The 26,900-nt window shown below is 68.0% G+C and carries 18 protein-coding genes; 9 read left to right on the top strand and 9 right to left on the bottom strand.

Translation table 11 applies throughout. The annotated features are described in order from the left end of the window. Positions 1–44 precede the first annotated feature (44 nt). Both ACK3BB_RS01995 and ACK3BB_RS02000 read right to left on the bottom strand, forming a co-directional pair. Positions 45–974: a lysostaphin resistance A-like protein gene (locus ACK3BB_RS01995; RefSeq protein WP_428927055.1), complete on the bottom strand. Its 930-nt coding sequence runs from the start codon at positions 972–974 to the stop codon at positions 45–47. Further along, a complete protein-coding gene (locus ACK3BB_RS02000) occupies positions 967–4,080 on the bottom strand; it encodes an ABC transporter transmembrane domain-containing protein (protein ID WP_428927056.1) in 3,114 nt (1,037 codons plus the stop codon). Before ACK3BB_RS02000 ends, ACK3BB_RS01995 begins: the two co-directional genes overlap by 8 nt. Before the next feature lie 254 nt (positions 4,081–4,334). Here ACK3BB_RS02000 and ilvD point away from each other — a divergent pair, with 254 nt between their 5' ends. The 4 genes from ilvD (at position 4,335) to ACK3BB_RS02020 (ending at position 8,089) form a co-directional block, all read left to right on the top strand. After that, positions 4,335–6,098 (top strand): dihydroxy-acid dehydratase, encoded by a 1,764-nt coding sequence (gene ilvD, locus ACK3BB_RS02005; RefSeq protein ID WP_428927057.1) that lies wholly within the window; start codon positions 4,335–4,337, stop codon positions 6,096–6,098. A gap of 7 nt (positions 6,099–6,105) precedes the next feature. Continuing rightward, positions 6,106–6,744 carry a hypothetical protein gene (locus tag ACK3BB_RS02010; RefSeq protein WP_428927058.1) on the top strand — a complete coding sequence of 213 codons (639 nt, stop codon included), beginning with the start codon at positions 6,106–6,108 and terminating at the stop codon, positions 6,742–6,744. 115 nt (positions 6,745–6,859) lie between these two features. Beyond that, entirely contained in the window at positions 6,860–7,621 is a 762-nt protein-coding gene (locus ACK3BB_RS02015) for a DUF6478 family protein (RefSeq protein WP_428927059.1), read from the top strand. 102 nt (positions 7,622–7,723) lie between these two features. Next, positions 7,724–8,089 carry a hypothetical protein gene (locus ACK3BB_RS02020; RefSeq protein ID WP_428927060.1) on the top strand — a complete coding sequence of 122 codons (366 nt, stop codon included), beginning with the start codon at positions 7,724–7,726 and terminating at the stop codon, positions 8,087–8,089. Between the two features lie 329 nt (positions 8,090–8,418). On the opposite strand, the gene ACK3BB_RS02025 is transcribed toward ACK3BB_RS02020, so the two are convergent. The 3 genes from ACK3BB_RS02025 to gpmI are packed head-to-tail and all read right to left on the bottom strand — an operon-like array spanning position 8,419 to position 12,437. Beyond that, complete coding sequence (locus ACK3BB_RS02025) at positions 8,419–9,753, bottom strand: S41 family peptidase (RefSeq protein ID WP_428927061.1); 1,335 nt, start codon at positions 9,751–9,753, stop codon at positions 8,419–8,421. Positions 9,754–9,756: 3 nt separating this feature from the next. After that, positions 9,757–10,920 carry a murein hydrolase activator EnvC family protein gene (locus ACK3BB_RS02030; protein ID WP_428927062.1) on the bottom strand — a complete coding sequence of 388 codons (1,164 nt, stop codon included), beginning with the start codon at positions 10,918–10,920 and terminating at the stop codon, positions 9,757–9,759. After that, positions 10,917–12,437, bottom strand: coding sequence for a 2,3-bisphosphoglycerate-independent phosphoglycerate mutase (gene gpmI / locus ACK3BB_RS02035; protein ID WP_428927063.1), 1,521 nt, complete (start codon positions 12,435–12,437; stop codon positions 10,917–10,919). Before gpmI ends, ACK3BB_RS02030 begins: the two co-directional genes overlap by 4 nt. Positions 12,438–12,782: 345 nt before the next feature. On the opposite strand from gpmI, the gene ACK3BB_RS02040 reads away from it, so the two are divergent. Then, the gene (locus tag ACK3BB_RS02040; RefSeq protein WP_428927064.1) at positions 12,783–13,535 is read left to right on the top strand and encodes a hydroxypyruvate isomerase family protein; all 753 of its coding nucleotides are present in this window, start codon (positions 12,783–12,785) and stop codon (positions 13,533–13,535) included. A 75-nt stretch (positions 13,536–13,610) separates the two neighbouring features. On the opposite strand, the gene polA is transcribed toward ACK3BB_RS02040, so the two are convergent. Further along, the gene (polA, locus tag ACK3BB_RS02045; RefSeq protein WP_428927065.1) at positions 13,611–16,409 is read right to left on the bottom strand and encodes a DNA polymerase I; all 2,799 of its coding nucleotides are present in this window, start codon (positions 16,407–16,409) and stop codon (positions 13,611–13,613) included. Between the two features lie 477 nt (positions 16,410–16,886). Here polA and ACK3BB_RS02050 point away from each other — a divergent pair, with 477 nt between their 5' ends. Beyond that, positions 16,887–18,113: a Hint domain-containing protein gene (locus ACK3BB_RS02050; RefSeq protein ID WP_428927066.1), complete on the top strand. Its 1,227-nt coding sequence runs from the start codon at positions 16,887–16,889 to the stop codon at positions 18,111–18,113. Between the two features lie 129 nt (positions 18,114–18,242). On the opposite strand, the gene ACK3BB_RS02055 is transcribed toward ACK3BB_RS02050, so the two are convergent. Together ACK3BB_RS02055 and ACK3BB_RS02060 are read right to left on the bottom strand one after the other, a co-directional pair. Then, entirely contained in the window at positions 18,243–19,211 is a 969-nt protein-coding gene (locus tag ACK3BB_RS02055) for a Hint domain-containing protein (RefSeq protein WP_428927067.1), read from the bottom strand. A 641-nt stretch (positions 19,212–19,852) separates the two neighbouring features. Beyond that, positions 19,853–20,032 carry a zinc-finger domain-containing protein gene (locus tag ACK3BB_RS02060; protein ID WP_428927068.1) on the bottom strand — a complete coding sequence of 60 codons (180 nt, stop codon included), beginning with the start codon at positions 20,030–20,032 and terminating at the stop codon, positions 19,853–19,855. A gap of 103 nt (positions 20,033–20,135) precedes the next feature. Here ACK3BB_RS02060 and ACK3BB_RS02065 point away from each other — a divergent pair, with 103 nt between their 5' ends. Continuing rightward, positions 20,136–21,065, top strand: coding sequence for an ABC transporter ATP-binding protein (locus ACK3BB_RS02065; protein WP_428927069.1), 930 nt, complete (start codon positions 20,136–20,138; stop codon positions 21,063–21,065). A 155-nt stretch (positions 21,066–21,220) separates the two neighbouring features. Continuing rightward, on the top strand, positions 21,221–24,094 hold the full coding sequence (locus ACK3BB_RS02070; RefSeq protein WP_428927070.1) for an error-prone DNA polymerase: 2,874 nt from the start codon (positions 21,221–21,223) through the stop codon (positions 24,092–24,094). A gap of 275 nt (positions 24,095–24,369) precedes the next feature. Here ACK3BB_RS02070 and zapE read toward each other — a convergent pair whose 3' ends face one another. Further along, complete coding sequence (gene zapE, locus ACK3BB_RS02075) at positions 24,370–25,428, bottom strand: cell division protein ZapE (RefSeq protein WP_428927071.1); 1,059 nt, start codon at positions 25,426–25,428, stop codon at positions 24,370–24,372. 117 nt (positions 25,429–25,545) lie between these two features. On the opposite strand from zapE, the gene ACK3BB_RS02080 reads away from it, so the two are divergent. After that, entirely contained in the window at positions 25,546–26,802 is a 1,257-nt protein-coding gene (locus ACK3BB_RS02080; RefSeq protein ID WP_428927072.1) for an MFS transporter, read from the top strand. Positions 26,803–26,900 lie beyond the last annotated feature (98 nt).

The raw sequence follows: 26,900 nt of genomic DNA on the forward strand, positions 1-26,900 counted from the left end.
TGGCGTTCGGGGGGTGAGATATGCTGCATGGCCGGCAAATGCAATCAGCGCCGCAGGGCAAGGCGCGCGGCCAGCCACGAGACCAGCATCATGGCGAAATCGACCGGCAGCCAGGCCCGGACCATGGCCGGATCGATGCTGGCCGTCGGGCTGACGAACAGGGCCAGGCCGCTCATGCTGTCGGTCACCGAAATCAGCAGCAGGGCCACGACGTTATTGGCCAGGTGCACGGCAATGGCCGGGCCCAGCGTGCCGGCCCGGGCGGTCAGATCGGCCATCAGCATGCCGAAGACCGCCGCCCAGCCGGCCACCAGCAGGGCATTTTCGCCGGCCTCCGATGGCACGTAATGGCCCGAGGCAAAGAGCAGCGAGGGCAGGCCGATCCAGATCAGCGGGTTGTCGAACCGGGCGGCCAGCTGCTGTTGCAGGTAGCCGCGAAACAGCACTTCCTCGGCCCCGACCTGGATGACCAGGGCCACCAGCGACAGGGGCAGCAGGGCCAGCCAGGCCGGCAGGGTCATGTTGGGTTCCAGCGCCAGGCCGGTCTCGTAGGGCGGCAGCAGGACCAGGACCAGGCCGACCAGCCCCAGCATCATCAGCACGGCGCGGAACTGGGCCAGGGCCGGGCGCAGCGGGCCGATCAGGCTGGCAAAGCCCCGGCCATGCAGGGCGCCGACGGCCAGCCCGGCGCCCAGGGCGAAGAACCCGAAGGTGCACAGCAGGACCAGCAGCGCGGCCGGGCTGCGCCCCGGCGGCCCGCCGGCGGCGATATCGCCATGCCAGAACCCCGGCACCAGGGCCGACAGCACCACGGCCATCAGGGCATTCAGCGCCAGCCCGACCGCCGCGACCAGCACCAGCCCCAGCGGCAGGCGCCACAGCTCAGCCCGGGCCCGGGCCGGGGCGACAAAGGCCGCATGGGCGGACCAGCCGCCGGGGCCGGCGACCGCGGAAGAGGAGGCGGGATCAGGCATCTTCGGCATCATAGGTGATCTCGTCCAGCGCGTCGCCCTCGGCCTCGGAAATGATGCGCTTGACGTCGACGCCCCGGCTGTCGAGGAACCCGACCAGCGACGACAGGTGCCCGGCCACGGTTTCCAGCAGCGCCACGGCCACGGTCGCATCGGCCTCGATCACGTCGCGGAACTCCTCGGCCCCGATCCGCAGGAAGCGCGACGGCTCGACGGCCACGAGGTCCATCACCCGGTTGCTGCGCTCGATGATCGACAGGTCGCCGATCACCCGGCCCGGCTCGACCACCGTGATCGGCTTGTCCTCGGGCCCCGCATCGGGCCAGCGCAGCTCGGCCCGGCCCTTCATGCACAGGTAGACCGCATCGGCCACCTGGCCGGCGCGAAAGATCACCTTGCCCGGCTTGACCCGATACCAACTGGCCGAAAAGGCCAGCAGCCGCTGGTTGCGCGCGTCCAGCCGCGAGAACAGCTCGGTCGCGGCAATGGCCCGCAGCTTGTGGCGGAATTCCTCGCTGCCCTCGTCCTCGTCCGCCCCGGGCATGCGCGCGCCGTCGATCCGGCCGTCGGACAGGCGCACGACCATGTCGTATTCGCCGGGATTGCGGAAATGGCGTTCCATGAAGACCATCGTGGCCTTGGGCAGCAATTCGCGCAGGTTGGTCCGCGCCGCGGCCCGGGCCTCGGAATCGTGGCTTTCAAGCACCCGGTCAAAGATCAGGATGTCGGGCCGTTTCAGCGCCGCACGGCTGAAGGCCGCCCGTTCCTGCAGGGTCTTGGGCAGGTTGGCCCCGCCGATCCCGGTCTGCAGGTCGAATATCAGCCGGGCGATGCGCCAGCGCAGGCCCTCGTCGCTGAGCACCTCGCCGACCACCGCCTCGACCTCGTCGCTGCGCGCCCCGGCATGTATCGACACCCGGCCATAGAGCGCGTTTTCCAGCACCGTCAGCCGGGGCAGGTAGGCATCGGGGGCGACCGGCACGAAAAGCTGGCCCGAGATGTCGCGCAGCGTGTCACGGTGGGTCTTGCGCACGCGGACGATCTTGTCCTTCAGCCGGTCGGGGAAATCCGATCCGATCTGTTCGGCCGTCAGGGTGAACGGCACGGTCATCAGCAAGAGTTCATCCTCGTCGCCCAGGGCATCGTTGCCCCCGGCCCGGCGCCGGCTGACGATGTCCAGCAGGCGCACGTAGATCTCGGGGTCGAGCCCCACGCGCCGGAACAGCGGGTGGTCGATGCCGTCATGGCCAAAGGTCCGGTGCAGCGTGTCGATGACCGACTGGCCGATGTTCAGCGCCTCAAGGCCCAGCCCCTCGGAATTGAGCAGGTCGCGGAACAGCCGGGCCTGGGCCAGGCCTTCGGACGGCATCGGCGTGCGCGGCGCGGCAAACAGCAGGTTGCCCCCCAGCGGCACCGCCGGGTTGAAGGCATCGGGGTCGAAGCGGAAGACGATGTCGTCCAGCCCGCGGTCGACGATGCGTTCATGCACCGCGTCGCGCAGGCCGACGATGGCCCGGGTCAGCTCGGGATAGGCCTCGGGCGAGACCTTGAGCTGCAGCGCCCCGTGAAAGATCTCGTCGTCCTGGCCGATGGCCTGGATCAGCTTGAACCACCAGCTGCCGATGTCGTCGCCGTCGGCATAGCCCCCGATCGACGGGTCCAGCCAGTCCGACAACAGCGGGTCGGGGCTGTTGCCCGACCGCATGGCCTCGATCCCGGCCCGGCTCTTGGCCCAGTCGGGATCATGCGCCGCGCCGGGATGCATGGCAAAGGGCATCAGCAGGTTCTGCCCCAGCGTGCCGTCGAAGAGATAGGGCTGGGAATGGGCATAGCCCACCCGCGCGGCAATCACCGCCTGGTGCAGGGTCGACAGGTCGCGCCCGCCGATCTCGACCTTGCCCCGCGACGGCAGGATCTCGCGGGTCAGCAGCCCGGCCAGGGCCGCCCGTTCCGCCGCCGTGCCGCCTTCGATGGCCACCCGGCTGCCCGAGGGGATGTCCAGGGTGATGTCCTCAAGAACGGTATTGCCGTCCTGGTCCATCACCGACACGTCGCGCAGGGCAATGTCGCCATCCAGCCGCGGGATGCGATCGGGCACGCCGTCGATCAGCCGTTCGTCGATCATCGACCGGGGCGCAAAGCGTTCGGTCACCACGTCCCAGCGCAGCGACATGTCCTGGACCTGGTTGTAATAGGTCAGCAATTCCTTCCACGGCGCGGCGATGTCCTTGTAGGCCGCCAGCGCGGCCACCAGCGCGCCCACCGAGATCTGGCCCTGGATCGCCAGGATGCCGCCGACCAGGTAGAAGAAGAACGGCGTCAGCTGGGTGATCAGGTTGTTGATGAACTTCATGAAGAACTTTTTCTGGTAGATCTTGAAGCGGATCTCGAAGATCCGCCCCAACCGGTCCGTCAGAAGTGCCGAGCGCTGGCGCCAGCCGCCATTGGCCCGCAGGTCCGAAATGCCCGCCGCCGTCTCGCCGATCTCGGACGACAGGTGCCGCACCTCGACGATGCGGTCCTTGTTCAGCAGGTTGATCTGGCGTTGCAGCATGGGGATCAGCCAGGCCTGCAACGGGATCAGGGCAATGCCGGCCAGCCCGAACCAGATGCTCTGCATGAACAGGAAGGTCACGATGGTCAGCATCTGCCCGGCCTGGAACACCGGCTGGGCCACCGCGTCGCCCATCAGCCCGCCCATCGGCTCGGCCTCGGCGGTGATCATCGACACCAGCTCGCCCTGCGACGTGGTGCGGAAATAGGGCGCCGGAAAGCGCATCATCCGGTTCATCAGCTGGTAGCGCAGCCGGCGCAGCATGCGCTCCGACACCGTGCCCTTGTAGGTGTTGATGCGCATCTTGAAGAGCCCCGACGACAGCACCGCCGCCAGGAACAGCACGCAGAGAACCACAAGATATTCCACCTGGGTCATCTGCACCCCCCAGATGGTGACCGTCGAATTCACCGCGCCGATGGCATCGTTGATGATGCGCTTGGGCAGTTCCAGCGAGGCATAGAGAAAGGGGAACGACAGGACCGTCAGGCCAAGCAGGATCATCTGGTCGCGTTTGGAATGGCGCCAGATGAAGGCGAAAAGAGAGCGATCCATGGCATGTCCCGGCATTGACGTCGGACGCCGGGCGCCCTTGGGGGGATGCTGGAATCTAGGGCCCGCATGGCCCGAAAACAAGTTGCCGCAACTGGATCGCAAGCGACATTTGCGCCCATCCGCCGTCCGGGCCGCCCCCGCCGCCCGGAACCCGCCGGTGCCCGGGCCCCGGGCACCCCGCGCCGGCCCGCAACCCTTGTCTGCGGCCGGGCGCGGGTCTATTGCCTTTGGAACGCCAGTCAGGGGAGGTTGCCGTGCTCAAACGCCAATTCGACAAATCCAAGCTGCCCAGCCGTCATGTCACCGAAGGCCCGGAACGCGCGCCGCACCGGTCCTACATGTACGCCATGGGCCTGTCCGACGCCGAGATCCACCAGCCGCTGGTCGGCGTGGCCACCTGCTGGAACGAGGCCGCGCCCTGCAACATCTCGCTGAACCGCCAGGCCCAGGCCGTCAAGCTGGGGGTCAAGGCCGCCGATGGCACGCCCCGCGAATTCACCACGATCACCGTGACCGACGGCATCGCCATGGGCCACGAGGGCATGCGCTCGTCGCTGGCCTCGCGCGAGGCCATCGCGGATACGGTCGAGCTGACCATGCGCGGCCATTGTTATGACGCCATCGTGGGCCTTGCCGGCTGCGACAAGTCGCTGCCCGGCATGATGATGGCCATGGTCCGGCTGAACGTGCCGTCGGTCTTTATCTACGGCGGGTCGATCCTGCCGGGCAAGGCGCCGCAGCTGGACGAGATCCCCGAAGATTTCCGCACCCGGGACCTGACCGTGCAGGACATGTTCGAAGCCGTTGGCCGGCACCAGAACGACCAGATGTCGGATGCCGCGCTGGACATGCTGGAACGGGTGGCCTGCCCTTCGGCCGGCGCCTGCGGCGGCCAGTTCACGGCCAACACCATGGCCTGCGTCTCCGAGGCGATTGGCCTCGCGCTGATGAATTCCTCGGGCATGCCCGCGCCCTACGAATCGCGCGATCAATATGCCGAGGCCTCCGGCCAGGCCGTGATGAACCTGATCGAAAAGAACATCCGCGCGCGGGATGTCGTGACCCGCAAGTCGCTGGAAAACGCTGCCCGCGTCGTGGCCTGCACCGGCGGGTCGACCAATGCCGGGCTGCACCTGCCGGCCATCGCCCACGAGGCCGGGATCGAATTCTACCTCGAAGACGTCTGCGAGATCTTCCGCGACACGCCCTATTTCGTCGATCTGAAACCGGGCGGCCAGTTCGTGGCCAAGGACCTGCACGACGCCGGGGGCATCCCCGTCGTGATGAAAGAGCTGCGCAAGGCCGGGCTGATCCACGAGGATTGCATGACGGCCACCGGCGAGACCATCGGCGCCGAGCTCGACAAGATCACCCGCGAGGCCGATGGCCGGGTCATCCATCCCGTGGCCACGCCCCTGACCAAGACCGGCGGTGTTGTCGGGCTGAAGGGCAACCTGGCCCCCGAAGGCGCCATCGTGAAGGTCGCGGGCATCCCGGCCGAAGGCCAGCGGTTCACCGGCCCGGCCCGGGTCTTTGAATGCGAGGAAGACGCCTTTGCCGCCGTCAAGGCGCGCAGCTATGCCGAAGGCGAGGTGATTGTCATCCGCAACGAAGGCCCCGCCGGCGGCCCCGGCATGCGCGAGATGCTGGCCACGACGGCAGCGCTGTCGGGCCAGGGCATGGGCAAGAAGGTCGCGCTGATCACCGATGGCCGTTTCTCGGGGGCGACGCGGGGCTTCTGCGTGGGCCATGTCGGGCCCGAAGCGGCCCAGGGCGGGCCCATCGCCCTGCTGCGCGACGGCGACATGATCACCATCGACGCCGTGGCCGGCACATTGTCGGTCGACCTCGACGCCGAGGAACTGGCCCGGCGCAAGGCCGACTGGCCCGGCCCTAAGGCGACGAACTACGCCTCGGGCGCAATCTGGAAATATGCCCAGCTTGTCGGCGCGACCTACAAGGGCGCGGTGACTCACCCGGGCGCACAAGCCGAGACGCATGAATACATGGACCTGTAAGAGGCTGTTGTCCGGGCTGGCGGGGCTGTCCCTGCTGGCCCTGGCCGCCTGCACCGAAGCCGACCTGGCCAGCCTGACCGCTGCGCCCGGCCCGGCGCGCACAACCGCCGGCACCGCCGAGGAAATCGACGCCGGCATCCTGCTGGGGGGCGGCCGGGTGGCGCTGATGCCGCCGGCCGGGTTCTGCATCGACCCCGATTCGGTGACCAGCAGCGGACGCGAGGGCTTTGCCATGCTCGCCCGTTGCCACAACCTGTCGCCCCAGACCGCCCTGACCCACCTGGCCGGCCAGGCTCCGGCGGTGATGACGGTGATCACCAAGCCCTGGACCGAAGGCGACACGCCGATCACGGCGACGACCATCGCCGCGGCCTACCCCGCCGGCGCGGTCATCGAAACCCGCAACGGCCCGGCCATCCCGATGGTCAAGGCCCGGGGCGAGGCCGCCCTGTCCGGCCTGGACGAAACCCATTGGCGCGGAGCCTTCGTGATCAACGACCAGCTTGTGGTGCTGGGCCTCTTCGCGCCCGAAGACAGCCGCGCCCTGGGCTCCGCCGGCGCCCGGCTGCTGGGCCAGCTGGCCAGCCGCACGCAATCCGCCAGCCGTTCGATCGCCGCGCCGCTGGCCGCAAGCGCCCGGGACTAGCCGAAAAAACTTTAACCTTAGGCAAATTTGCCGGATTTTCGCCGGGTCAGCGTTTCGCTATGTAGAACGGACCGGGGTGCAGGGATCCGCCACGGCCACAGGAATCATGTAGGGCATGAGCAGCTATCTCGATCGCGTGAACTTCCGCCGGGCCGTCCGCCGCTGGCGCCGACTGGCCCGGGCCGCAACGGATGTCGACCTTCCCGAACTGCGTCACCAGCGGGGCGAAGCCCGCCAGCTGCGCATGCATCTCGACCGGCTGATCCACGTGGCCGACGGCCGGCTGACCATGCCCGGCATCGGCACCAATGCCTTCCCCCGTCCCCATGGCACCGACTGGGCCTGGCGCCCCGAGGCCTGGCGCGGCCCGCTGGGCCGGCCCGGCATGGCCGCCGTCGAGACCAAGACCATGTTCGGCGCCCAGCTGACCCTGTTCCACGATTGCGCCCGGTCCGAGCTGACCCTGCGCCAGCTGCGCAACCACCGGCCCGAAGACCTGGCGCCCTTTGGCCTGCGCATGGATGTGCTGGGCTTTGACGGGTCGTTCCTGTCGCTGGTCGTCGACCTGCCCGACGAGGCGGTCCAGGGCCTGACGCGCAACAATCTGGTGCGGCTGAACACGGTCATCGAGATGGAGCGCCCGATCGAGATCTTCGCCCGGCTGAATGTCCAGCACGGGCCGAACACCGAACAGATCGTGCGCGAATTGCCCCTGCACGAGGACGAGGTCATGGTCGAATTCGACCTGGCCTATTCCAAGCTGAACGAAAAGCGGGTGGAACGGGCCTGGGTCGACCTGATCTTCGAAGGCCCCGAGATGAACCAGGTCGTGCTGCGCGACCTGACCTTTGCCCGGCTGCCGCGTGCCTCGCTGTAGGATCGGCGGGCAGCGACGGGGCAAGGGCGGCCAGGCGCGGGCAAGGGCCGGGATGACGGGCCGGGCAGAGGGCCGCGAACGGGGTCAAGGACGGGAAGAGCGATGGAACTGAGCGAAATCAACCTGCGCAACGGCACCTGGGAAGGCCGGCTGACCGGAGCGCCGCAGAACGGCGCCGAGCCCGAGCTGCGCGTGACCTGGCAGGATCGCCCGGTCGACGGGATGCAGCTGACGGCCGACGAAGAGCCAGGCCAGTGGATCGTGCGCGTGCCGATCCCCACCGAGGCCATCGCCGACGGGGTTCAGACCTTTGTGATCACGGATGGCGCCGGCACGCGGATGGCCGTCTTCTCGCTGATCGCCGGGGCTCCGGCGGCCGATGACATCCGCGTCGAGATCGAATTGCTGCGCGCCGAGCTCGACCTGCTGAAGGGCGCCTTCCGCCGGCATTGCGCCGAGACCGGCTGAGCCTCGGGTCCGGGCCGGGGCCGGCTTTGGCCCTTGGGGGTCGCCTGAGCCCCGAGACTGGGCCGGGGTCGGCTTTGTCTCCGGCGGCCGCTTGAGTCCCGAGACCGGGCCGGGGCCCGGGTGCCGCCTCAGCCAAGGGGCAAACGGGTCCGTTTCGCCAACCCCAGGCCCACCCCCACCCGCACCCACCCCCTCACCTGCACCGAACGGTGCCGCGGGCTACTGACACCACGCAACATGACCGCCCGACACGGCCACCAAAATGCAACGGGCCGCGCCGTTGAAACGGCGCGGCCCGGCAATCGGCCTTTCGGATCAGGCCCCTGGACTTATTCCTGCGGACCCAGCGCCGACAGGCCCTTGAGGATGTCGATCGCATAGGCCAGCTGGTAATCCTCCTGGCGCCGTGCGGCCGAGGCCTCGGCCTTCTCGCGGTCTTCCTCGATCTGGCGGATCTCGTCCTCGGTCAGGCTGTCATTCGACAGCCGCCCGCGCAGATCGGCCTCGGACCGGGTGCGGCCGTTGCCCTCGTCCTCGTCCTCGGCGGCCGGGTTCGGGCGCGGCTGTTCGACCACGATGTCCGGCGACACGCCAAGCGCCTGGATCGACCGGCCCGACGGCGTGTAATACCGCGCCGTGGTCAGCCGCATCGCCCCGTCCGAGCGCAGCGGCATGACGGTCTGGACCGAGCCCTTGCCGAAGCTCTTGGTGCCCACCACGATGGCCCGACGGTGATCCTGCAGCGCGCCGGCCACGATTTCCGAGGCCGAGGCCGAGCCGCCGTTGATCAGCACGACGATCGGCTTGCCGTCGATCAGGTCGCCCGGCGTGGCATTGAACCGCTCGCCGTCTTCCGGGTTGCGGCCGCGCGTCGACACGATCTCGCCCTTGTCGAGGAAGGCATCCGACACCTTGATCGCCTGGTTCAGCAGCCCGCCCGGGTTGTTGCGCAGGTCCAGCACGACGCCGTTGACCTTGTCCATGCCCCCGGCGGCCTCGATCTGTTCCTTCAGCCCCTCTTCGAGGTTGGGATAGGTCTGGTCGTTGAAGGTCGTCACCCGCAGCACGACGCTTTCGCCCTCGGTCCGCGTGCGCACGGCCGTCAGCTTGATCGTATCGCGGATGATCGACACGTCGAAGGGCTCGTCGACACCCTCGCGCACCACGGTGATGATGATCTCGGACCCGACCGGCCCGCGCATCATGTCGACGGCCGAATCCAGCGTCAGGCCCAGCACGCTTTCCCCATCGACATGGGTGATGAAGTCGCCGGCCTCGATCCCGGCCTCGTCGGCCGGCGTGCCATCCATCGGCGACACGACCTTGACGAAGCCCTCTTCCTGGGTGACCTCGATGCCCAGCCCGCCGAACTCGCCCCGCGTCTGCACGCGCATGGCGGCGGCGTCATCGGGCGACAGGTAACTGGAATGCGGGTCGAGCGAGGTCAGCATGCCGTCGATGGCCGCCTCGATCAGCTCGCCCGGCTCGACCTCTTCGACATATTGCGCGCGGATGCGTTCGAAGATGTCCCCGAACAGGTCGAGCTGCTCGTAGACACTGGAATTCCGCTCGCTTTCCTGGGCCAGCAGCGGACCGGCGATCTGGGTGGTGGCGACGATCCCGGCGAGCGTGCCGCCAAGAGCCACCATCAGTACTTTTTTCATGTTCTATCCATCCTGTTCGATCCGGAACCACGACTCGGGGTCCACCGGCTGCCCGTTTTCCCTGACTTCTATGTAAAGCGTTTCTGTCCGGCCGTTTCCAGACCCCTCACCAGCAGTTGACACGATCTCGCCCGTCTCCGGGTCGGACCCGCCCATCAATCCGACCGGCGTGCCGGGGGGCAGCACCTCGCCGGCCTGGCCAAAGACCTGGTCCAGCCCCGACAGGATGAACAGCGTGTCGGCCTGGGGTTCCAGGATCGCCACGTTGCCCAGGTCCAGCAGCGGGCCCAGGTAGCGGATCGTCGCGGCCGTCGGCGTGACGACCAACGCCCGGGGCCGGGTGGCCACCAGGATGCCCGCGCGGGTGACGCCTGCGGCATCGGCCGCGCCGGCCCGGTGCAGCAGCACACCCTGCACCGGCAGGGGCAATTCGCCCTTCAGCCCCGAGACATCGGCATTGGTCGCCGGGATGTCGCCCTCGACGATGTCCGACAACCCGCTGGCGAACCCGTCCAGGGTTTCGGTCGATCCGATCAGGATCGCCGTGCGCACCGGGTCGGCGGTGAACCGGCGGGGCAGGTCGGTGCGGTCGGCAATGGCCTGGCTCAGCGCGGCCCGGGCCTGCTGGACTCCGGCCAGCCCCTCGGCCAGGCGCCGGGCGGCGGTTTCCTGCAACAGCCGCAGGGTGCGGATCTCGTCGAGATCGGCGCGCAGCCGGTCGGCCCGGGCATCCAGCCCCGGCGCGACCTCGGCCATGATCATGCCCGAGCGCGCGGCGCCCAGCGGGCCGGAAGGATGCAGCATCAAGACCGGCGGCGGGGCCGTGCCGATGCTTTGCAACACGCCCAGCAGCTGGGCGATGTCGTCCTCACTGGCGGCCAGCCGGGCGGTCAGGCTGGCTTCCTGCAGGGCGGCCCGGCGCAGCCCGTCGCGCATGGCGGCCAGCCCGGCCTCGAAGGCCTGAACGGTTTCGGTCAGCGCCGCCACCCGGTCGCGGGCCGAGGTCGCGCCCTGAAGCGACAGGGTTGCCGCCTCCAGCTTGGCCGCCGCCTGCCGCGCCGCTTCGGCCGGGTCCGCCGCCAGGACGGGCCGCGCCAGCATCAGCGCGACCAGCAGGGCGGGCAGCAGGGCCGGCAGGACATTCGGGCCCAGGGCGCGGCGGGTCATGCGATCAGGCTTTCTCCGGTCATTTCCTCCGGCTGGTCCAGCGCCATCAGCCGCAACAGGGTCGGCGCCACATCGGCCAGCCGCCCGTCGCGCAGCGCTGCGCCCGCCGGTCCGCCCACCAGGATGACGGGCACCGGGTTGGTCGTATGGGCCGTGTGCGGGCCGCCGGTCTCGGGATCGACCATGCATTCGCAATTGCCGTGATCGGCGATGACCAGCATCGCGCCACCTGCCTTGTCCAGCGCCTCGAGCACCTGGCCCAGCCCGTCGTCGACGGCCTCGCAGGCCTTGATCGCCGCATCCAGGTCGCCGGTATGGCCTACCATGTCGGGGTTGGCGAAATTGGTGACGATCAGGTCATAGCCCGCCTCGATGGCCTCGACGAATTTCGCGGCCACCTCCGGTTCGGACATTTCGGGCTGCAGGTCATAGGTCGCGACCTTGGGCGATTTCGGCATGAACCGGTCCTCGCCCTCGGCAGGGGCCTCCACCCCGCCGTTGAGGAAGAAGGTCACGTGGGGGTATTTCTCGGTCTCGGCCAGGCGGAACTGGGTCTTGCCCTGTTTCGACACCCATTCGCCCAGGGTGTTGACGATCCTGGCCTTGGGATAGGCCGTGGTCATGAAGGTGCCATGGGTGTCGGAATAATCCACCATGCCCAGCATGGCCGCCAGGTCGGGGCGCGGGCCGGTGTCAAAGCCGTCGAACCCGGGCTGGCCGATGGCTGCCAGGATCTCGCGCGCGCGGTCGGCCCGGAAGTTCAGGCAGAACAGCCCGTCGGCCTCGCCGAACCCGTCATAACCCGCGATGACCGTGGCCGGGATGAACTCGTCGGTCTCGCCCCGCTCATAGGCCTGGGCCACGGCCTCGGCCGCGCTGGCCGCGCCGTGGTCGGCCTCGCCCCGGACGATGGCCGCAAAGGCAGTCTCGACCCGTTCCCAGCGGTTGTCGCGGTCCATGGCGAAATACCGGCCGATGACGGTGGCGATGCCCACGCCCTCGGGCAGCCGGGCGACCAGGTCGGAGATGTAGCCATCGGCCGATTTCGGCGCCACGTCCCGGCCATCGGTGATGGCATGGATCAGCGTCGGAATGCCGGCTTCGCTGGTGGCCCGGGCCGCGGCGAGCAGGTGGTCGAGATGGCCGTGCACGCCACCGTCCGACACCACGCCGACCAGGTGCGCCGTGCCCTTGGTCTTTTTCAGGGTGGCGATGAAATCCGTCAGCGCGGCATTGTCGAAGAAGCTGCCATCCTCGATGGCCAGTTCGATCTGGCCCAGGTCCATGGCCACGACCCGCCCGGCCCCGATGTTCATGTGGCCGACCTCGGAATTGCCCATCTGGCCCGAGGGCAGGCCGACATCCGGGCCATGGGTGACCAGCGTGGCATGCGGGCAGGTCTGCATCAGCCGGTCCATGTTGGGCGTCCGCGCCAGGTAGGGCGCATTGGCCGAGGTGTCTTGGGACAGGCCCCATCCATCGAGAATGCACAGGACAACGGGTTTCGGCGTGGACATGGATCATGGCTCCGTTTCGGGCGTCGCTTGCGTTCTAACGCCTGCGAAACCCGGGGAAAACCGATTTTGGCCCGATGCGCCACGCCCTGCCCACCCCGCCGCCCGCGCCCGGCCGGGATGGCGCGCCGCCCTGCTGCTTCTTTCTCTTTCCAAGTATCCCATCCCGCACCCGCCGCCGCCGCGACGCCGGGCCATCCAGGCGCCACCGCCCCGCACGGGGATCACCGCGGGCGTCACCGGTCGGCCGGATATTTATGAAGAGAAAGAAGCAGGATCGCGGCGCGAGATGACTTGACGCAGGGGCAGCGGCGAGGCCATGACCTTAGGGATGTAGAGGACGCCACGATGCCCCGGTTTGCCGCCAATCTCAGCCTGCTCTGGACCGAACTGCCCTATCTCGACCGGTTTGCCGCCGCGGCCGAGGCCGGGTTCGACGGGGTGGAGGTGCTGTTTCCCTACGAGTTCGCCGCCCAGGAAACCCGGCGGGCGCTGATCTCGGCCGGGCTTGATTTCGTGCTGATGAACGCCCCGCCGCCCAATTACACCGGCGGGGTGCCGGGCTATGGCGCGCTGGTCGGGGGCGAGGACCGCTTTGCCCGCGATATCCGCCGGGTGCTGCGCTATGCCGAGCTGCTGCGCCCCGATCATATCCATGTCATGGCCGGCGAGGGCGACGGCGCGGATGCCCGGGCGACCTTTGTGCGCAACCTGCAGCTGGCCGCTGATACCGCCCCGGGCCAGGCCTTTACCATCGAACCGCTCAACCGTGGCAGTTTCCCCGGATATTTCCTGGCCGATTACGACCTGGCGCTCGACATCATCGCCGCCGTCGACCGGCCGAACCTGGGCCTGCAATACGACACGTTCCACGCCACCGAGATCCACGGCGACGCGCTGGCGGTCTGGGACCGGGTGGCGCCGCATGTCACCCATGCCCAGATCGGCGATGCCCCCGGCCGGGGCGCGCCGGGCAGTGGCCATGTCGATTTCCGAGCGATCTTTGCCGCCATGGACGACAGCGGCTATGCCGGCTGGGTCAGCGCCGAGTACCAACCGGGCATCAAGACCGAGAAGACCCTGGGCTGGATGAAGGGCTGAGCCGGCCGGAGCGACGGGCCGGCCGGGAACACGCCTGGACGGGCATTCAACGACCCGCCGCGAGGGCGGCCGCGCTTAATGCGCTTGCGCCCAGTTGGCCCCCTGGCCGGCTTCGACCACCAGCTTGACGTCCAGCTTCACCGCCGGATCGGCCGCGCCTTCCATGATGTCGCGCGCCCGCGTCACCAGGTCGTCGACCGCATCCTCGGCCACTTCGAACAGCAATTCGTCGTGCACCTGCAGCAGCATCTTTGCCGGCATCCCCGCGATGGCATCGGGCATGCGGATCATCGCCCGGCGGATGATGTCGGCCGCCGTGCCCTGGATCGGCGCATTGATCGCCGCCCGCTGGGCAAACCCCGCCCGCGGGCCCTTGGCGCTGATCTCGGGGGTGTGGATCTTGCGCCCGAACAGCGTCTGGACAAAGCCGTGTTCCTTGGCAAATCCCTTGGTCTCGGCCATGTAATCCTTGATGCCCGGGAAGCGCTCGAAATAGCGGTCGATAAAGCCCTGGGCCTCGCCCCGCGGGATGCGCAGGTTGCGCGCCAGGCCAAAGCCGGAAATGCCGTAGATCACCCCGAAGTTGATCGCCTTGGCCTGCCGCCGGATGTCGGGCGTCATCTCGTCCAGCGGCACGTCGAACATTTCCGAGGCCGTCATGGCGTGAATGTCCAGCCCGTCGGCAAAGGCCTGTTTCAGCTCGGGGATGTTGGCGATATGCGCCAGGATGCGCAGCTCGATCTGGGAATAGTCGAGCGAGACCAGAACGTTGCCCTCTTCGGCCACAAAGGCCTCGCGGATGCGCCGGCCCTCTTCGGACCGCACGGGGATGTTTTGCAGGTTGGGATCGGTCGAGGCCAGCCGCCCGGTGTTGGCCCCGGCGATGGCATAAGACGTGTGCACCCGGCCGGTGTCCGTGTTGATGTGCTCCTGCAGGGCATCGGTATAGGTCGATTTCAGCTTGCTCAGCTGGCGCCAGTCCAGCACCCGGCCCGGCAGGTCATGTTCGGTGGCCAGGTCTTCGAGCACGTCGGCCGGCGTCGAATATTTCCCGGTCTTGCCCTTCTTGCCCCCCGGCAGCGACATCTTGTCGAAGAGGATGCCGCCGACCTGGCTGGGCGAGCCGACGTTGAAGGTCTCGCCGGCCAGCTCGTGGATCTCGGCCTCCAGAGCGGCCATCTTCTGGCTGAACGCGTTGGACATGCGGCTGAGCGTGTCGCGGTCGACCTTGACGCCGTGCATCTCCATCTGGGCCAGCACCGGCACCAGCGGCCGTTCCAGCGTTTCGTAGACCGTCGTCACCCGGGCCGCATGCAGCTGGGGTTTAAAGATCTTCCACAGGCGCAGGGTGATGTCGGCATCTTCGGCGGCATATTCGGTGGCCTTGTCCAACGGCACGCGATCGAAGGTGATGGCCGATTTGCCCGAGCCCAGCAGCGGCTTGATCGGGATCGGCGTATGGCCGAGGTAACGCTCGGCCAGGGTGTCCATGCCGTGGTTATGCTCGCCGCCATGCATGGCATAGGACATCAGCATGGTGTCGTCGATCGGCGCCATGGCCACGCCGTAGCGGGCCAGGATCTTGGCGTCGTATTTCATGTTCTGGCCGATCTTGACGATCGCCGGGTTCTCGAACACCGGTTTCAGCGCGGCCAGGGCGGCGTCGAGCGGCATCTGGCCATCGGCCAGGTCATCCGATCCGAACAGCCCTTCGCCACCCTCGGCCTTGTGGCCCAGCGGGATGTAACAGGCCCGGCCCGGCTCGACGGCCAGCGAAATCCCGACCAGCTCGGCGATCATCTCGTTCAGCCCGGTGGTCTCGGTGTCGACGGCCACCCAGCCCCGCTCGCGGATCTCGTCGATCCAGGGCGCCAGCTCCTCGGCCGTGCGCACGGCGGTGTAGTCGGCAGCATCAAAGGCCGGCATCTCGACCTCGGCCGGGGCTTCCTCGGGCCGGGCCACCTCGGGCGCGGCCGGGGCCTCGACGCCCATCTGGTCGGCGATGCGCTTGGTCAGCGTGCGGAATTCCATCTCTGTCAGGAAGCCCAGCAAGGTCTCGCCATCGGGGTCGCGGACCTCGAGATCGTCCAGCGTGAAATCCAGCGGCGTATCGCAATCCAGCTGGACCAGCTGGCGCGACAGGCGGATCTGGTCGGCATTGTCGATCAGGGTCTGGCGGCGCTTGGGCTGCTTGATCTCGCCCGCCCGTTCCAGCAGCGTGTCCAGGTCGCCGTATTCGTTGATCAGCAGGGCCGCCGTCTTGATCCCGATGCCCGGCGCGCCCGGCACGTTGTCGACCGAATCCCCGGCCAGCGCCTGCACGTCGACCACCCGCTCCGGCCCGACGCCGAACTTGGCCCGCACGCCGTCGACATCGATCCGCGCGTTCTTCATCGCGTCCAGCATCTCGACCCCGCCGCCGACCAGCTGCATCAGGTCCTTGTCCGAGCTGATGATCGTCACCCGCCCGCCGGCCTCGCGCGCCTGGCAGGCCAGGGTCGCGATGATGTCGTCGGCCTCGTAGCCTTCGATTTCCTTGCAGGCGATGTTGAACGCCCGGGTCGCCTCGCGGGTCAGCGGCATCTGCGGGCGCAGATCCTCGGGCATGGCCTCGCGGTTGGCCTTGTAGAGATCGTACAGATCGTTGCGGAACGTGTGCGAGCCCTTGTCGAAGATCACCGCCACATGGGTCGGCGCATCCGGCCCGGTGTTCCCTTCGACATAGCGGTGCAGCATGTTGCAGAACCCGGCCACCGCGCCCACCGGCAGGCCGTCCGACTTGCGCGTCAGTGGCGGCAGCGCGTGATAGGCCCGGAAGATAAAGGCCGACCCGTCGATCAGATGCAGATGGCAACCCTTGCCGAACGTGGACATGCGCGTGGTCTCCCGAAACCGGTATCCTGACGATGTCCTGTCCTGACACGATCCGCCGCCGGATGCCAGCCGGTGCATCGCCCGCCGGCACCGCCCGGCCGGGCCGGGGGGATTCGCCCCCGCGCGGCCCGATCCGCCCCGCCGACGGCCATGGCCCCAAGGAGGAGCCGCCCCCGCACGCCACCCGCATGGGTAATAATTATTAACACGAGCAACCAAAAACCCGAAATTGCGGCATCACTGTTGATATTATGGCAACAAAAATGACCACCGCCCCGGGATTGCCCCAATTTCATCCATCACAACTTAAGATGTATTGATTTCTGCACGAACCGAAATAACCTAACGTCAGAGGGGCGAAATACCGCGTCCCTTTGAGCGCAGGGAAAAATGCTCAGCCCACCATCTACGGGCGCCAACGGTTACCAGTTTCGGCCTGTCGGCCCTGTCTATGGTTTTGGAACACTGGAGTATGAAATGCCCGAACGCACCACAGAGCTGGACTCCGTCTATTTCTACGATGGCAGTCTGGTCACCCTCGGTCCGAACATCATCATTTCCGACTTCGACGGCCCCGGGACCGGGGAACTGGTCTTCGATGACGATGACGACGACTTCACCTACGAGCCCGGCGAACCGGCCACCTTCGAAGGCGCCCCGGTCACCGCAACGGCCTCCGGCACCGTGTCGGTCGGCATCAACCTTGGTGTCCTGCGGGTCGATTTGTCCGAACAGGTGCCCGTCGATGCCATCCAGACCGCGGCCGGCACCTACCTGCATTATCCGGCGGGCGAACCGGCTTCGCTGCTGGGCGGGCTGGTGTCCGAAATCCTGGCCGTGCCGGGCATCGGCCTGATCCTGTCGGGCCTCGGCATCACCGACCTGGTGGCCTATGTCGAACAGAACGCCCTGCTGACCTTTACCCTGGACCAGCAGATCGCCATCCCCGTCTGTTTCGGGGCCGGCACGCTGATCCTGACCAACCAGGGCCAGAAAGCCGTCGAAAAGCTGGTGCCCGGCGACAAGGTCATCACCCGCGACAACGGCTTTCAGACCGTGCGCTGGGTCGGCCATACCGCTGTCCGGGCCGAAGGGCTTTACACGCCGATCGAATTCCAGGCCGGGTCGATCGGCAACGAAACCCTGCTGCGCCTGTCGCCCGAGCACCGCGTGCTGGTCACCGGCTGGGCGCCCGAGCTGCTGATGGGCCAGCCCGAGGTCTTTGTCGCGGCCAAGCACCTGGTCAACGACAAGAACATCCGCCACGCGCCGGGCGGCATCATCACCTACGTGCATTTCATGCTCGACCGGCACGAGATCGTCTTTGCCAACGGCGCCCAGTGCGAAAGCTTCCATCCCGGCGAGGTCGCCCTGCAGGCGCTTGACCGTGACGTCCGGCGCGAGCTCTTCTCGCTGTTTCCCGAGCTGGCGGATACCGCGGCTCTGAAGGATCGCCGCACCGCCCGGATGGATGCCACCCGCGCCGTGGGCGAGGCCGTCGGCCGCATGTCGGTGACCACCGAGGAGGCCGACCCATCGGCCGAGGAGGCGGCCCGCGCGCCGGCCAAGGATGCGGGCCAGGATACGGGGCAGGATGCGGGCCGTGACACGGCCGGGGACACGAAGGAGCCAAAGGTCAACGGCCGGCACGTCCTGCCCGAGACCGAGAACCTCTACCGGGAGGTCATGCTCGACCTGATCTGAAGGCATGCAGCACCGCCGTCTTGGGGGCAAGACGGCGGACATGGCAGGCGGGGCGCCAGCACCTGACGCCCCGCTTTCCTTTTGTCCGATCCAAGGTGCTGGGCCGGTCTGTCCCCCGGCCCGCCCCGCTCAGCCGGCGGCCTGCATCGGCACCCGAAGATCCTGGCCCGCCCGATCCAGCCGCGCCCGGATCGCCGCCGGCACCAGCCGCGCCGACGACACCCGCGGCAAGGCCATCTCGGTGATCCGCCGGTCTTCGCCGTAAAGCGCCAGGTACTCGGCGTAATTGTCGAAGGCCTGCCGCCCGACATAGTCGATATAGCTCTCGGCCGGCGCGCCATTGGCCAGGATCACGTCATGGGCCTCGGTCTCGACATGGTAATAGGTCATCCGCTCGCCCAGCCCGGCAACCGGCTCCCAGCGGATCGAGCCGCCATTGACCAGCGCGCTGGCATTGATGGCCAGCCCGTCCACCACCATCGCGTGATCGCCCGACACCAGCAGATCGGCATGGGGCAGGCCCGCGCCCAACGCGCCGGCCGTGATGCGCACCGGGGCAAAGCGTTCCGGCGCGGTGAACAGGCGCGACACGATCTGCCGCCCGATCCACTTGACCGCCACGGCCCGGCCGTCCGCCGTCTGCACCATGTCGCCGATGGCCAGCCGTTCCACCGCGCATTCACCCTGCGGCGTGGCGATCAGCGTGCCTGCGGTGAAACATTCCAGCAGCGGATCGGTGATCAGGTCGCTGTCGGAAAATCCCACGGGGTAATCTTCGTTGGAAATTTCCACCTCGGACACGACATAGACCGTGTCCGGGCTGGCCGTGTTGGTGATGACCAGGTAGGTATCGCCGTTGATCTCCATGTAGCCTTCGTAAACGCCCGACAGGCCGCCGGAAGCACCAACATTTTCGCCCGGGTCAAAGTAGTCGTCGCTGTTGGTATCCAGCGTTTCAATCGTGTTGGGGTATGCTGTCGGGCTGGTTGCAAGGGCAGACCCCTGCTCGCCCGACACGTCACCGGTCAGAAGGGTATAGGTGCCGTCTCCGTTCTCGCGATAGAGGGCAGCGGAATTGATATCGTATGATGCTGGCATCGTTAACTCCCTTGAACAAGCACCGGGTCCGACGACGCCGGCGTCGCGGCGCACCTCTGGGCAGGTGCCTGTCCGCCGGTTCAGGGTATCACGACGTTCGTATCAAATTTATTCTATTGTCGTACATTTTCCGGAATGGCGTTTTCCCGCCTGTTTCAGGGGGTTGCGCTGATCCGGCGGGCAGCGCCGGGATATCGGCCGCCCGATTTGCCCGCCATGATGGAACTGTCTTGCAAGGGGCCCTTCCCGTCGCGACACTTGCGCCACGACAGACGGCCCCGCTCCGCCGCACCCAGCGGCCCTTGCACCGTCACCCTTACACCCGTCGCCCTCACATCGGCACGGCGGCACGGCGGCACGGCGGCACGGCGGCACGGCGGCACGGCGGCACGGCGGCACGGCGGCACGGCGGCACGGCGGCACGGCGGCACGGCGGCACGGCGGCACGGCGGCACGGCGGCACGGCGGCACGGCGGAGGATGTGGCCCGCGGCCCTACAGGCGCAAGCGGCAAAAGCCGGAAGACAGGCGTCAACAAGCGGCCAGGCCGCCCTTGCAACCCGTTGAAATCACAGGGCCCGCTGTTGAAATCACAGGGCCCGCTTCAGGTCCTTCAGGTCCCGTGCATGGGACAGGATCGTCTCAGGCGGTGTCTTCGCGGCCCTTGAGGACAAATTTGCAATCGCAGTAGGGGCATTCCACAAAGCCCGTGTCCTCGGGGATCTGCAGCCACACCCGCGGGTGCCCCAACGCCCCTTCGCCGCCATCACAGGCCACGCGCGCGCTTTCGACGATCCTGGTTTCCGGCGCCTCGATGGTCATGGGCTCATCCTCGTCGGCTGGCTCGACCCGGGCGGTTGCCGGGCCGCGATTGAAAAGCTAAGTCGCCTTATGCGCCAAGCCGGAAGAGGGAGCAAGTGTCGCGATGTCCCAGGACGCCATCCGGATCGAAGGTCTGCGCAAGACCTATGCGGGAACAAGGGGCCAGGCGCCCAAGGATGCCCTCAAGGGCATCGACCTCGTCGTGCCCCGCGGGGCGGTCTTTGGCCTGCTCGGGCCCAACGGGGCGGGCAAGTCGACCCTGATCAACATCCTCGCCGGGCTGGTCAACAAGTCGGCCGGCCGGGTCGAGATCTGGGGCTTTGACCAGGATGCCAACCCGCGCCAGTCCCGCGCGGCCATCGGCGTCATGCCCCAGGAGCTGAACCTCGATCCGTTCTTCACCCCGCGCGGCGCGCTGGATGTCCAGGCCGGGCTCTACGGCGTGCCCCGCCGCCAGCGCCGCACCGACAAGATCCTCGACCTGATCGGCCTGGCCGACAAGGGGGATGCCTATGCCCGGTCGCTATCGGGCGGGATGCGCCGCCGGTTGCTACTGGGCAAGGCCCTGGTCCACCGGCCGAACGTGCTGGTGCTGGACGAGCCCACCGCCGGGGTCGACATCGAACTGCGCCAGATGCTCTGGGCCAATGTCCGCAAGCTGAACGCCGAGGGCATGACGATCATCCTGACCACCCATTACCTCGAAGAGGCCGAAGAGATGTGCGACGAGATCGCCATCATCGACCAGGGCCAGGTCGTGGCCCGCGACAGCACGGCCAACCTTCTGGGCCGGCTGGACGGCAAGTGCATGGTCATCCAGCCCGACAGCCCGGCCGAGACCCTGCCCCACGCCCCGGGCATCGATGCCACGCAGCGGCCCGACGGGTCCATCGCCCTGAGCTATCGCAGCCAGGACACCACCGCCGAGGAAGTCCTGCGCGCGGTGCATGCCGCCGGGATCTCGATTCGCGACGTGCGCACCGAGCAGGCCGATCTCGAAGACGTCTTCCTGGCCCTGACCGGCAGCCGCTGACCCCGCCCGGCGGCCGAGAAAATTCACTGAATTTTCTTGAACCGCCGGGGGGATATCCCGCGCGCCATGGCCCTGCGCACCGCAGACCGATGCCGGAGCGATCCCGGCTCAACCCGGACTCCACGTGAGAACAAAACGGGAATATACTGCCCGCCATGTTCGCCGAGCTCTGCATCACGTCCAACTTCACCTTCCTCACCGGGGCCTCCCACCCCGAGGAATACATGGACCGTGCCGCCATGCTGGACCTGCCGGCCATTGCCATCGCCGACGACAATTCGGTGGCCGGCATCGTGCGCGCCCATACCCGGGCCCGCACGATCCGCCGGCTGATCGCCGAGCGCCGCGACTGGGATGCCACCCATGGCCCGATCGGCCCGCCCCGCCCCGATCACCTGCCCGCCCCGCCGTCCTTTCCCGTCGACACCGCCCCGCGCCTGCTGCCCGCCGCCCGGCTGGTCTTTTCCGACGCTCCGCCCGTCACCGCCCTGCCCCGTGACCGCCAGGGCTGGGCCACGCTCTGCCGGTTGCTGTCGACCGGGCGGCTGCGTGCGGCCAAGGGCGATTGCGACCTGGCCCTGCAGGATCTCCTTGACCGCAACGACGGGCTTGAACTGCTGATCTGGCCCCGGGGCGACTGGCAGCCCGCCGCGCAGCGCCTGGCCCGGGCCTGCCCCGGGCGCGTCCACCTGCTGCTGCACCCGGCCTATGACGGGGCCGACCGCGCCCGGTTCGACCGGCTGGCCGCCCGGGCCGCCGGGCTGGCCCTGCCCACCCTGGCCAGCGCCGCCCCGCTGATGCATCACGGCGCCCGCCGGCGCATGGCCGACGTGCTGTCGGCCGTCCGGCTGGGCCGCCGGGTCGAAGAGCTGGGCCGGGCCGCCCAGGCCAATGCCGAACAGCGCCTGCGCAGCGCGGCCGAGCTGCGCCGGATCTTCGCCGGCCACGAAGCGGCCATCGACCGGGCCGGCCAGCTGGCCGACCGGCTGACCTTTTCGCTGGACGAGCTGCGCTATGAATACCCGTCCGAGGCCACCGATGCCGAAACCCCGACCCGGCGCCTGGCCCGGCTGGCCCGCGAAGGCCTGGACTGGCGCTACCCGGCCGGGGCGCCGGACCGCGTGCGGGCCATGCTGCAGCACGAGCTCGACCTGATCGCCCGGCTGAACTACGAACCCTATTTCCTGACCGTCCGCGACATCGTGGCCTTTGCCCGATCGCGCGACATCCTCTGCCAGGGCCGGGGCTCGGCGGCCAATTCGGTGGTCTGCTACTGCCTGGGCGTGACCTCGGTCAGCCCCGAGATCGGCACCATGGTCTTTGAACGCTTCGTCTCCGAAGCCCGGGACGAGCCGCCCGACATCGATGTCGATTTCGAACATGAACGCCGCGAGGAGGTCATCCAGCACATCTACGAACGCTACGGCCGCCACCGCGCCGGCCTCTGCGCGACGGTCATCCATTACCGGGGCAAACGCGCCATCCGCGAGGTCGGCCGGGCCATGGGCCTGACCGAGGACACGATCTCGGCCATGTCCTCGCAGCTTTGGGGCTTCTTCTCGGCCCAGGGGCTGGAAGCCGCGCGGCTGGCCGAGATCGGGCTGGATGCCCGCGACCGGCGGCTGCAACAGACGCTGGAGCTGGTCTACGAAATCGTGGGGTTCCCGCGCCACCTGTCGCAACATGTAGGCGGGTTCATCATCACCGATGGCCGGCTGGACGAGCTGGTGCCAATCGAGAATGCCACGATGGAAGACCGCACCGTCATCTGCTGGGACAAGGACGACATCGATTCCCTGGGCATCCTCAAGGTCGACGTGCTGAGCCTGGGCATGCTGACCTGCATCCGCAAGGCCTTTGACCTGATCGCCCGCCACCACCGCACCCGCCACGGCCTGGCCACCCTGCCGCCCGAGGATTCGCAGGTCTACGACATGCTCTGCCGGGCCGATTCCATCGGGGTCTTCCAGGTCGAGAGCCGGGCCCAGATGAACTTTCTGCCCCGGATGAAACCGCGCAATTTCTACGACCTGGTGATCGAGGTGGCCATCATCCGCCCCGGGCCGATCCAGGGCGACATGGTCCATCCCTACATCCGCCGGCGCAATGGCGAGGAAGAGGTCTCGTTCCCGTCCGATGCCCTGGGCGAGGTGCTGGGCAAGACCCTGGGCGTGCCGCTGTTCCAGGAACAGGCCATGCAGATCGCCATCGTCGGGGCCGGCTTCACCCCGGAACAGGCCGACCGGCTGCGGCGCTCGCTGGCGACCTTCAAGAAACACGGGTCGGTCAGCGAATTCCGCTCGCTCTTCCTGCGGGGGATGCGCCGGAACGGCTATGACCAGGATTTCGCCGAACGCTGCTTTTCCCAGATCGAGGGCTTCGGCTCCTACGGCTTTCCCGAAAGCCATGCGGCCAGCTTTGCCCTGCTGGTTTACGCCTCGGCCTGGATCAAGTGCCACCACCCGGGCATCTTTGCCTGCGCGCTGCTCAATTCCCAGCCCATGGGCTTTTACGCCCCGGCCCAGATCGTGCGCGATGCCCGCGAACACGGGGTCACCGTCCGGCCGATCGACATCAATGCCAGCTATTGGGACAACGTGATGGAACCCGACGGCCAGGGCGGGCTGGCCCTGCGGCTGGGGTTCCGCCAGATCAAGGGCCTGTCGGAAGAGGATGCCAGCTGGCTGACCGCCGCGCGGGGCAACGGCTACCAGGCCCTGCGCGATGTCTGGCGGCGGGCCGGGCTGGGGCCGGCGGTGCTGGAAAAGCTGTCCGAGGCCGATGCCTTTGCCGGGCTGGGCCTGACCCGCCGGCAGGCCCTGTGGGAGGCCAAGGCCATTGCCAAGGCCCGCCCCCTGCCGCTGTTTTCGGGCGACATGGATGGCGAGGTGCTGGACGAGCCGGCCGCGCTTTTGCCGGAGATGACGCTGGGCGAACAGGTGGTCGAGGATTACGTGTCGACCCAGCTGAGCCTGAAGGCCCATCCGATGGCCCTGCTCCGACCCTACCTGACCCCGCCCCGGCGCTAGCCCCTCATCGCCGGGCAACGCGTCCCTCGCGACAACGGCCCGGTCCCCCGGCCCGTGCCGGGCACACCATACCGGTCGATGGGACCGACGCGCCTTGTCGCAGGGATCGCGGGATCACCCCGGTCTCACCGCATGCACCATGGGAACCGCCGGGCCAAAACGCGCGGGCTGCGGGATCAGCCCGGCGATGTCGCACGCACAATGGGAGCCGCCCGGACCCAGTCGCGCGCGGCGTGAGGGCCGCCCTGCCTTGTCACACGGGCCGCGGGGGCGCCCTACTTGCCCCAATCCTCGCCCATCATCTCGCGCAGGCGCGAGGCGGTGCGTTCGAATTCAAAGGCCCCGTCGCCTTCGAGATAGAGCATCTCGGGCTCGGCCTGGGCCGAACAGATCAGCCGCACCCGGGCCTCGTAAAGCGCATCCACCAGGGTCACGAAGCGCTTGGCCTCGTTGAAATTGTTCCGCGACAACGAGGGGATGTCCTCGAGCACGAGCACCTTCACGGCCTCGGCCACGGCCAGGTAATCGGCCGGGCCCAGCATCTTGCCGCACAGGTCGTAGAACCGCGCCCGGGCCACGCCGTTGCGATAGGCCGGCAGCTCGACCTCGCGGCCTTTCACATGCAGGATCAGCGGTTCGGCCGGCCCGCCGCTCAGGTCTTCCCAGACCGCGCGGATCTTGTCGCGGGTCTCGGCATTGACCGGGGTGAAATAGGTCGGCGCGCCCTGCAGGCGGTTCTGGCGGTAGTCGGTGTCGCTGACCAGCTCGTGCACGACCATGCGCTCCTTGATCAGCGCGATGAAGGGCAGGAACAGCTGGCGGTTCAGCCCGTCCTTGTACAGGTCGTCGGGCAGGCGGTTCGATGTCGTGACCACGACCACCCCGGCGTCGAACAGCTTTTCGAACAGCCGGCCGACGATCATGGCGTCGGTGATGTCGGTGATCTGCATTTCATCGAAGGCCAGGCAGCGAAGCTGGGCGATCACGGCCTCGGCCACCTCTTCCAGCGGGTCTTCGACCTTGCGCTGGCGGGCGGCATGCATGGCCGCATGGATTTCCTGCATGAAGGCATGGAAATGCACCCGGCGGGTCGGCACGTCGCCCAGCCCGTCGACGAACAGGTCCATCAGCATCGACTTGCCCCGGCCGACGCCGCCCCACAGGTACAGCCCCTTCGGCGGCTCGGGCGCCTTGCGGAACAGCCCGCGCTTGACCGGCTGGTGCAGGGCCGTGCGGATGCGTTCGAATTCCGGCAGGACCCGGGTCTGGGCCGGGTCGGGGCGGATCGTGCCGGCGGCAACCCCGGCCTCGTAGATGGACGACATATCGGTCATGACGCCTGACCTAGCGCGGGGTTGCGCGGAATGGCAAGCGGCCATGAACGGCGGCACCTTGCCGGGCCGGCGGATGTGGGTAATGTCGCCCGGCAAGACGGAGGAGGGGCATTTACCATGTCGAACAGCGTTTCACGATCATCATCCCTGATTACTCCGGTTCTGGTTACCGGTTGCCTGATCACCCTCGTCAGTTTTGCCATCCGGGCGTCCTTTGGCGTGTTCCAGATCCCGATCGCCGAGGAATTCGGCTGGGCCCGGGCGGAATTCTCGCTGGCCCTGGCCATCCAGAACCTGGCCTGGGGCATCGGCCAGCCGATCTTTGGCGCGATTGCCGAGAAGATCGGCGAGCGCAAGGCCGTGGTCATGGGCATCGGGCTTTATGCCCTGGGGCTGGTGCTGTCGTCCATGTCGGTCACGCCCATCGGCCACCAGACATGGAACTGGCTGATCGGCTTCGGCATCGCGGGCACCGGCTTTGGCGTCATCCTGGCCATTGTCGGCCGCGCGGCCAGCCCAGAACACCGGTCGATGGCCATGGCCATTGCCACCGCCTCGGGCAGCGCGGGCCAGGTCATCGGCGCGCCGATTGCCGAGGGCCTGCTGTCGGTCATGGCCTGGCCGTCGGTCTTCCTGATCTTTGCCGGGGCCATGCTGGCCCTGCTGTTCCTGGTGCCCGGGCTGAAGGCCCCGCAGCCGGCCGAGACCACCGAGATCGACGAGAGCATGGGCCAGATCCTGGGCCGGGCCCTGCGCGATCCGTCCTTCACCCTGATCTTCCTGGGGTTCTTCAGCTGCGGTTACCAGCTGGGGTTCATCACCTCGCATTTCCCGGCCCTGGTCACCGAGATGTGCGGGCCGATCGCGCCGGGCAGCCTGCTGCACGGGCTGGGCGTGACATCGACCTCGGCGCTGGGGGCGGTGGCCATTTCGCTGATCGGCCTGGCCAACGTGGCCGGCACCCTGCTGGCCGGCTGGGCGGGCAACCATTTCCCCAAGAAATACCTGCTGGCCGGGATCTATACCGGGCGGACGCTGTTTTCCGCCCTGTTCATCCTGTTCCCGATCACGCCGGAAACCGTGCTGCTGTTCTCGGTCGGCATGGGCTCGCTCTGGCTGGCCACGGTGCCGCTGACCTCGGGGCTGGTCGGGCTGATCTATGGCATGCGCTACATGGGCACGCTTTACGGGCTGGTGTTCTTCAGCCACCAGCTGGGCTCGTTCCTGGGCATCTGGCTGGGCGGGCGGATGTACGACGCCTTTGGCGATTACACCCTGGTCTGGTGGGTCGGCATCGGCATCGGAGCCTTCTCGGCCATCGTGCACCTGCCGGTCCGCGAACGCCCCCTGCCCCGGCCCGCCGCCGCGGCCTGAGGCCCCGTTGACCGGCCTGCCCATCCGGGCCAGGCCGGCGCCGCGCCCACGCAGGGGGACAGGCGCAAGCGCCCCGGGGAACCGGGCGCCGCGCGGCC

The organism is Marinibacterium sp. SX1 (assembly GCF_050389775.1).
In the GTDB taxonomy this organism is placed as follows: Bacteria; Pseudomonadota; Alphaproteobacteria; order Rhodobacterales; family Rhodobacteraceae; genus Marinibacterium.

Excerpts from the sequence above, each read along its gene's own strand:
- ACK3BB_RS01995 (WP_428927055.1), bottom strand. The coding sequence starts at position 974 with ATGCCTGATCCCGCCTCCTCTTCCGCGGTCGCCGGCCCCGGCGGCTGG.
- ACK3BB_RS02000 (WP_428927056.1), bottom strand. The coding sequence starts at position 4,080 with ATGGATCGCTCTCTTTTCGCCTTCATCTGGCGCCATTCCAAACGCGAC.
- ACK3BB_RS02015 (WP_428927059.1), top strand. The coding sequence starts at position 6,860 with ATGAGCAGCTATCTCGATCGCGTGAACTTCCGCCGGGCCGTCCGCCGC.
- ACK3BB_RS02020 (WP_428927060.1), top strand. The coding sequence starts at position 7,724 with ATGGAACTGAGCGAAATCAACCTGCGCAACGGCACCTGGGAAGGCCGG.
- ACK3BB_RS02025 (WP_428927061.1), bottom strand. The coding sequence starts at position 9,753 with ATGAAAAAAGTACTGATGGTGGCTCTTGGCGGCACGCTCGCCGGGATC.
- ACK3BB_RS02030 (WP_428927062.1), bottom strand. The coding sequence starts at position 10,920 with ATGACCCGCCGCGCCCTGGGCCCGAATGTCCTGCCGGCCCTGCTGCCC.
- gpmI (WP_428927063.1), bottom strand. The coding sequence starts at position 12,437 with ATGTCCACGCCGAAACCCGTTGTCCTGTGCATTCTCGATGGATGGGGC.
- ACK3BB_RS02040 (WP_428927064.1), top strand. The coding sequence starts at position 12,783 with ATGCCCCGGTTTGCCGCCAATCTCAGCCTGCTCTGGACCGAACTGCCC.
- polA (WP_428927065.1), bottom strand. The coding sequence starts at position 16,409 with ATGTCCACGTTCGGCAAGGGTTGCCATCTGCATCTGATCGACGGGTCG.
- ACK3BB_RS02050 (WP_428927066.1), top strand. The coding sequence starts at position 16,887 with ATGCCCGAACGCACCACAGAGCTGGACTCCGTCTATTTCTACGATGGC.
- ACK3BB_RS02055 (WP_428927067.1), bottom strand. The coding sequence starts at position 19,211 with ATGCCAGCATCATACGATATCAATTCCGCTGCCCTCTATCGCGAGAAC.
- ACK3BB_RS02060 (WP_428927068.1), bottom strand. The coding sequence starts at position 20,032 with ATGACCATCGAGGCGCCGGAAACCAGGATCGTCGAAAGCGCGCGCGTG.
- ACK3BB_RS02065 (WP_428927069.1), top strand. The coding sequence starts at position 20,136 with ATGTCCCAGGACGCCATCCGGATCGAAGGTCTGCGCAAGACCTATGCG.
- ACK3BB_RS02070 (WP_428927070.1), top strand. The coding sequence starts at position 21,221 with ATGTTCGCCGAGCTCTGCATCACGTCCAACTTCACCTTCCTCACCGGG.
- zapE (WP_428927071.1), bottom strand. The coding sequence starts at position 25,428 with ATGACCGATATGTCGTCCATCTACGAGGCCGGGGTTGCCGCCGGCACG.
- ACK3BB_RS02080 (WP_428927072.1), top strand. The coding sequence starts at position 25,546 with ATGTCGAACAGCGTTTCACGATCATCATCCCTGATTACTCCGGTTCTG.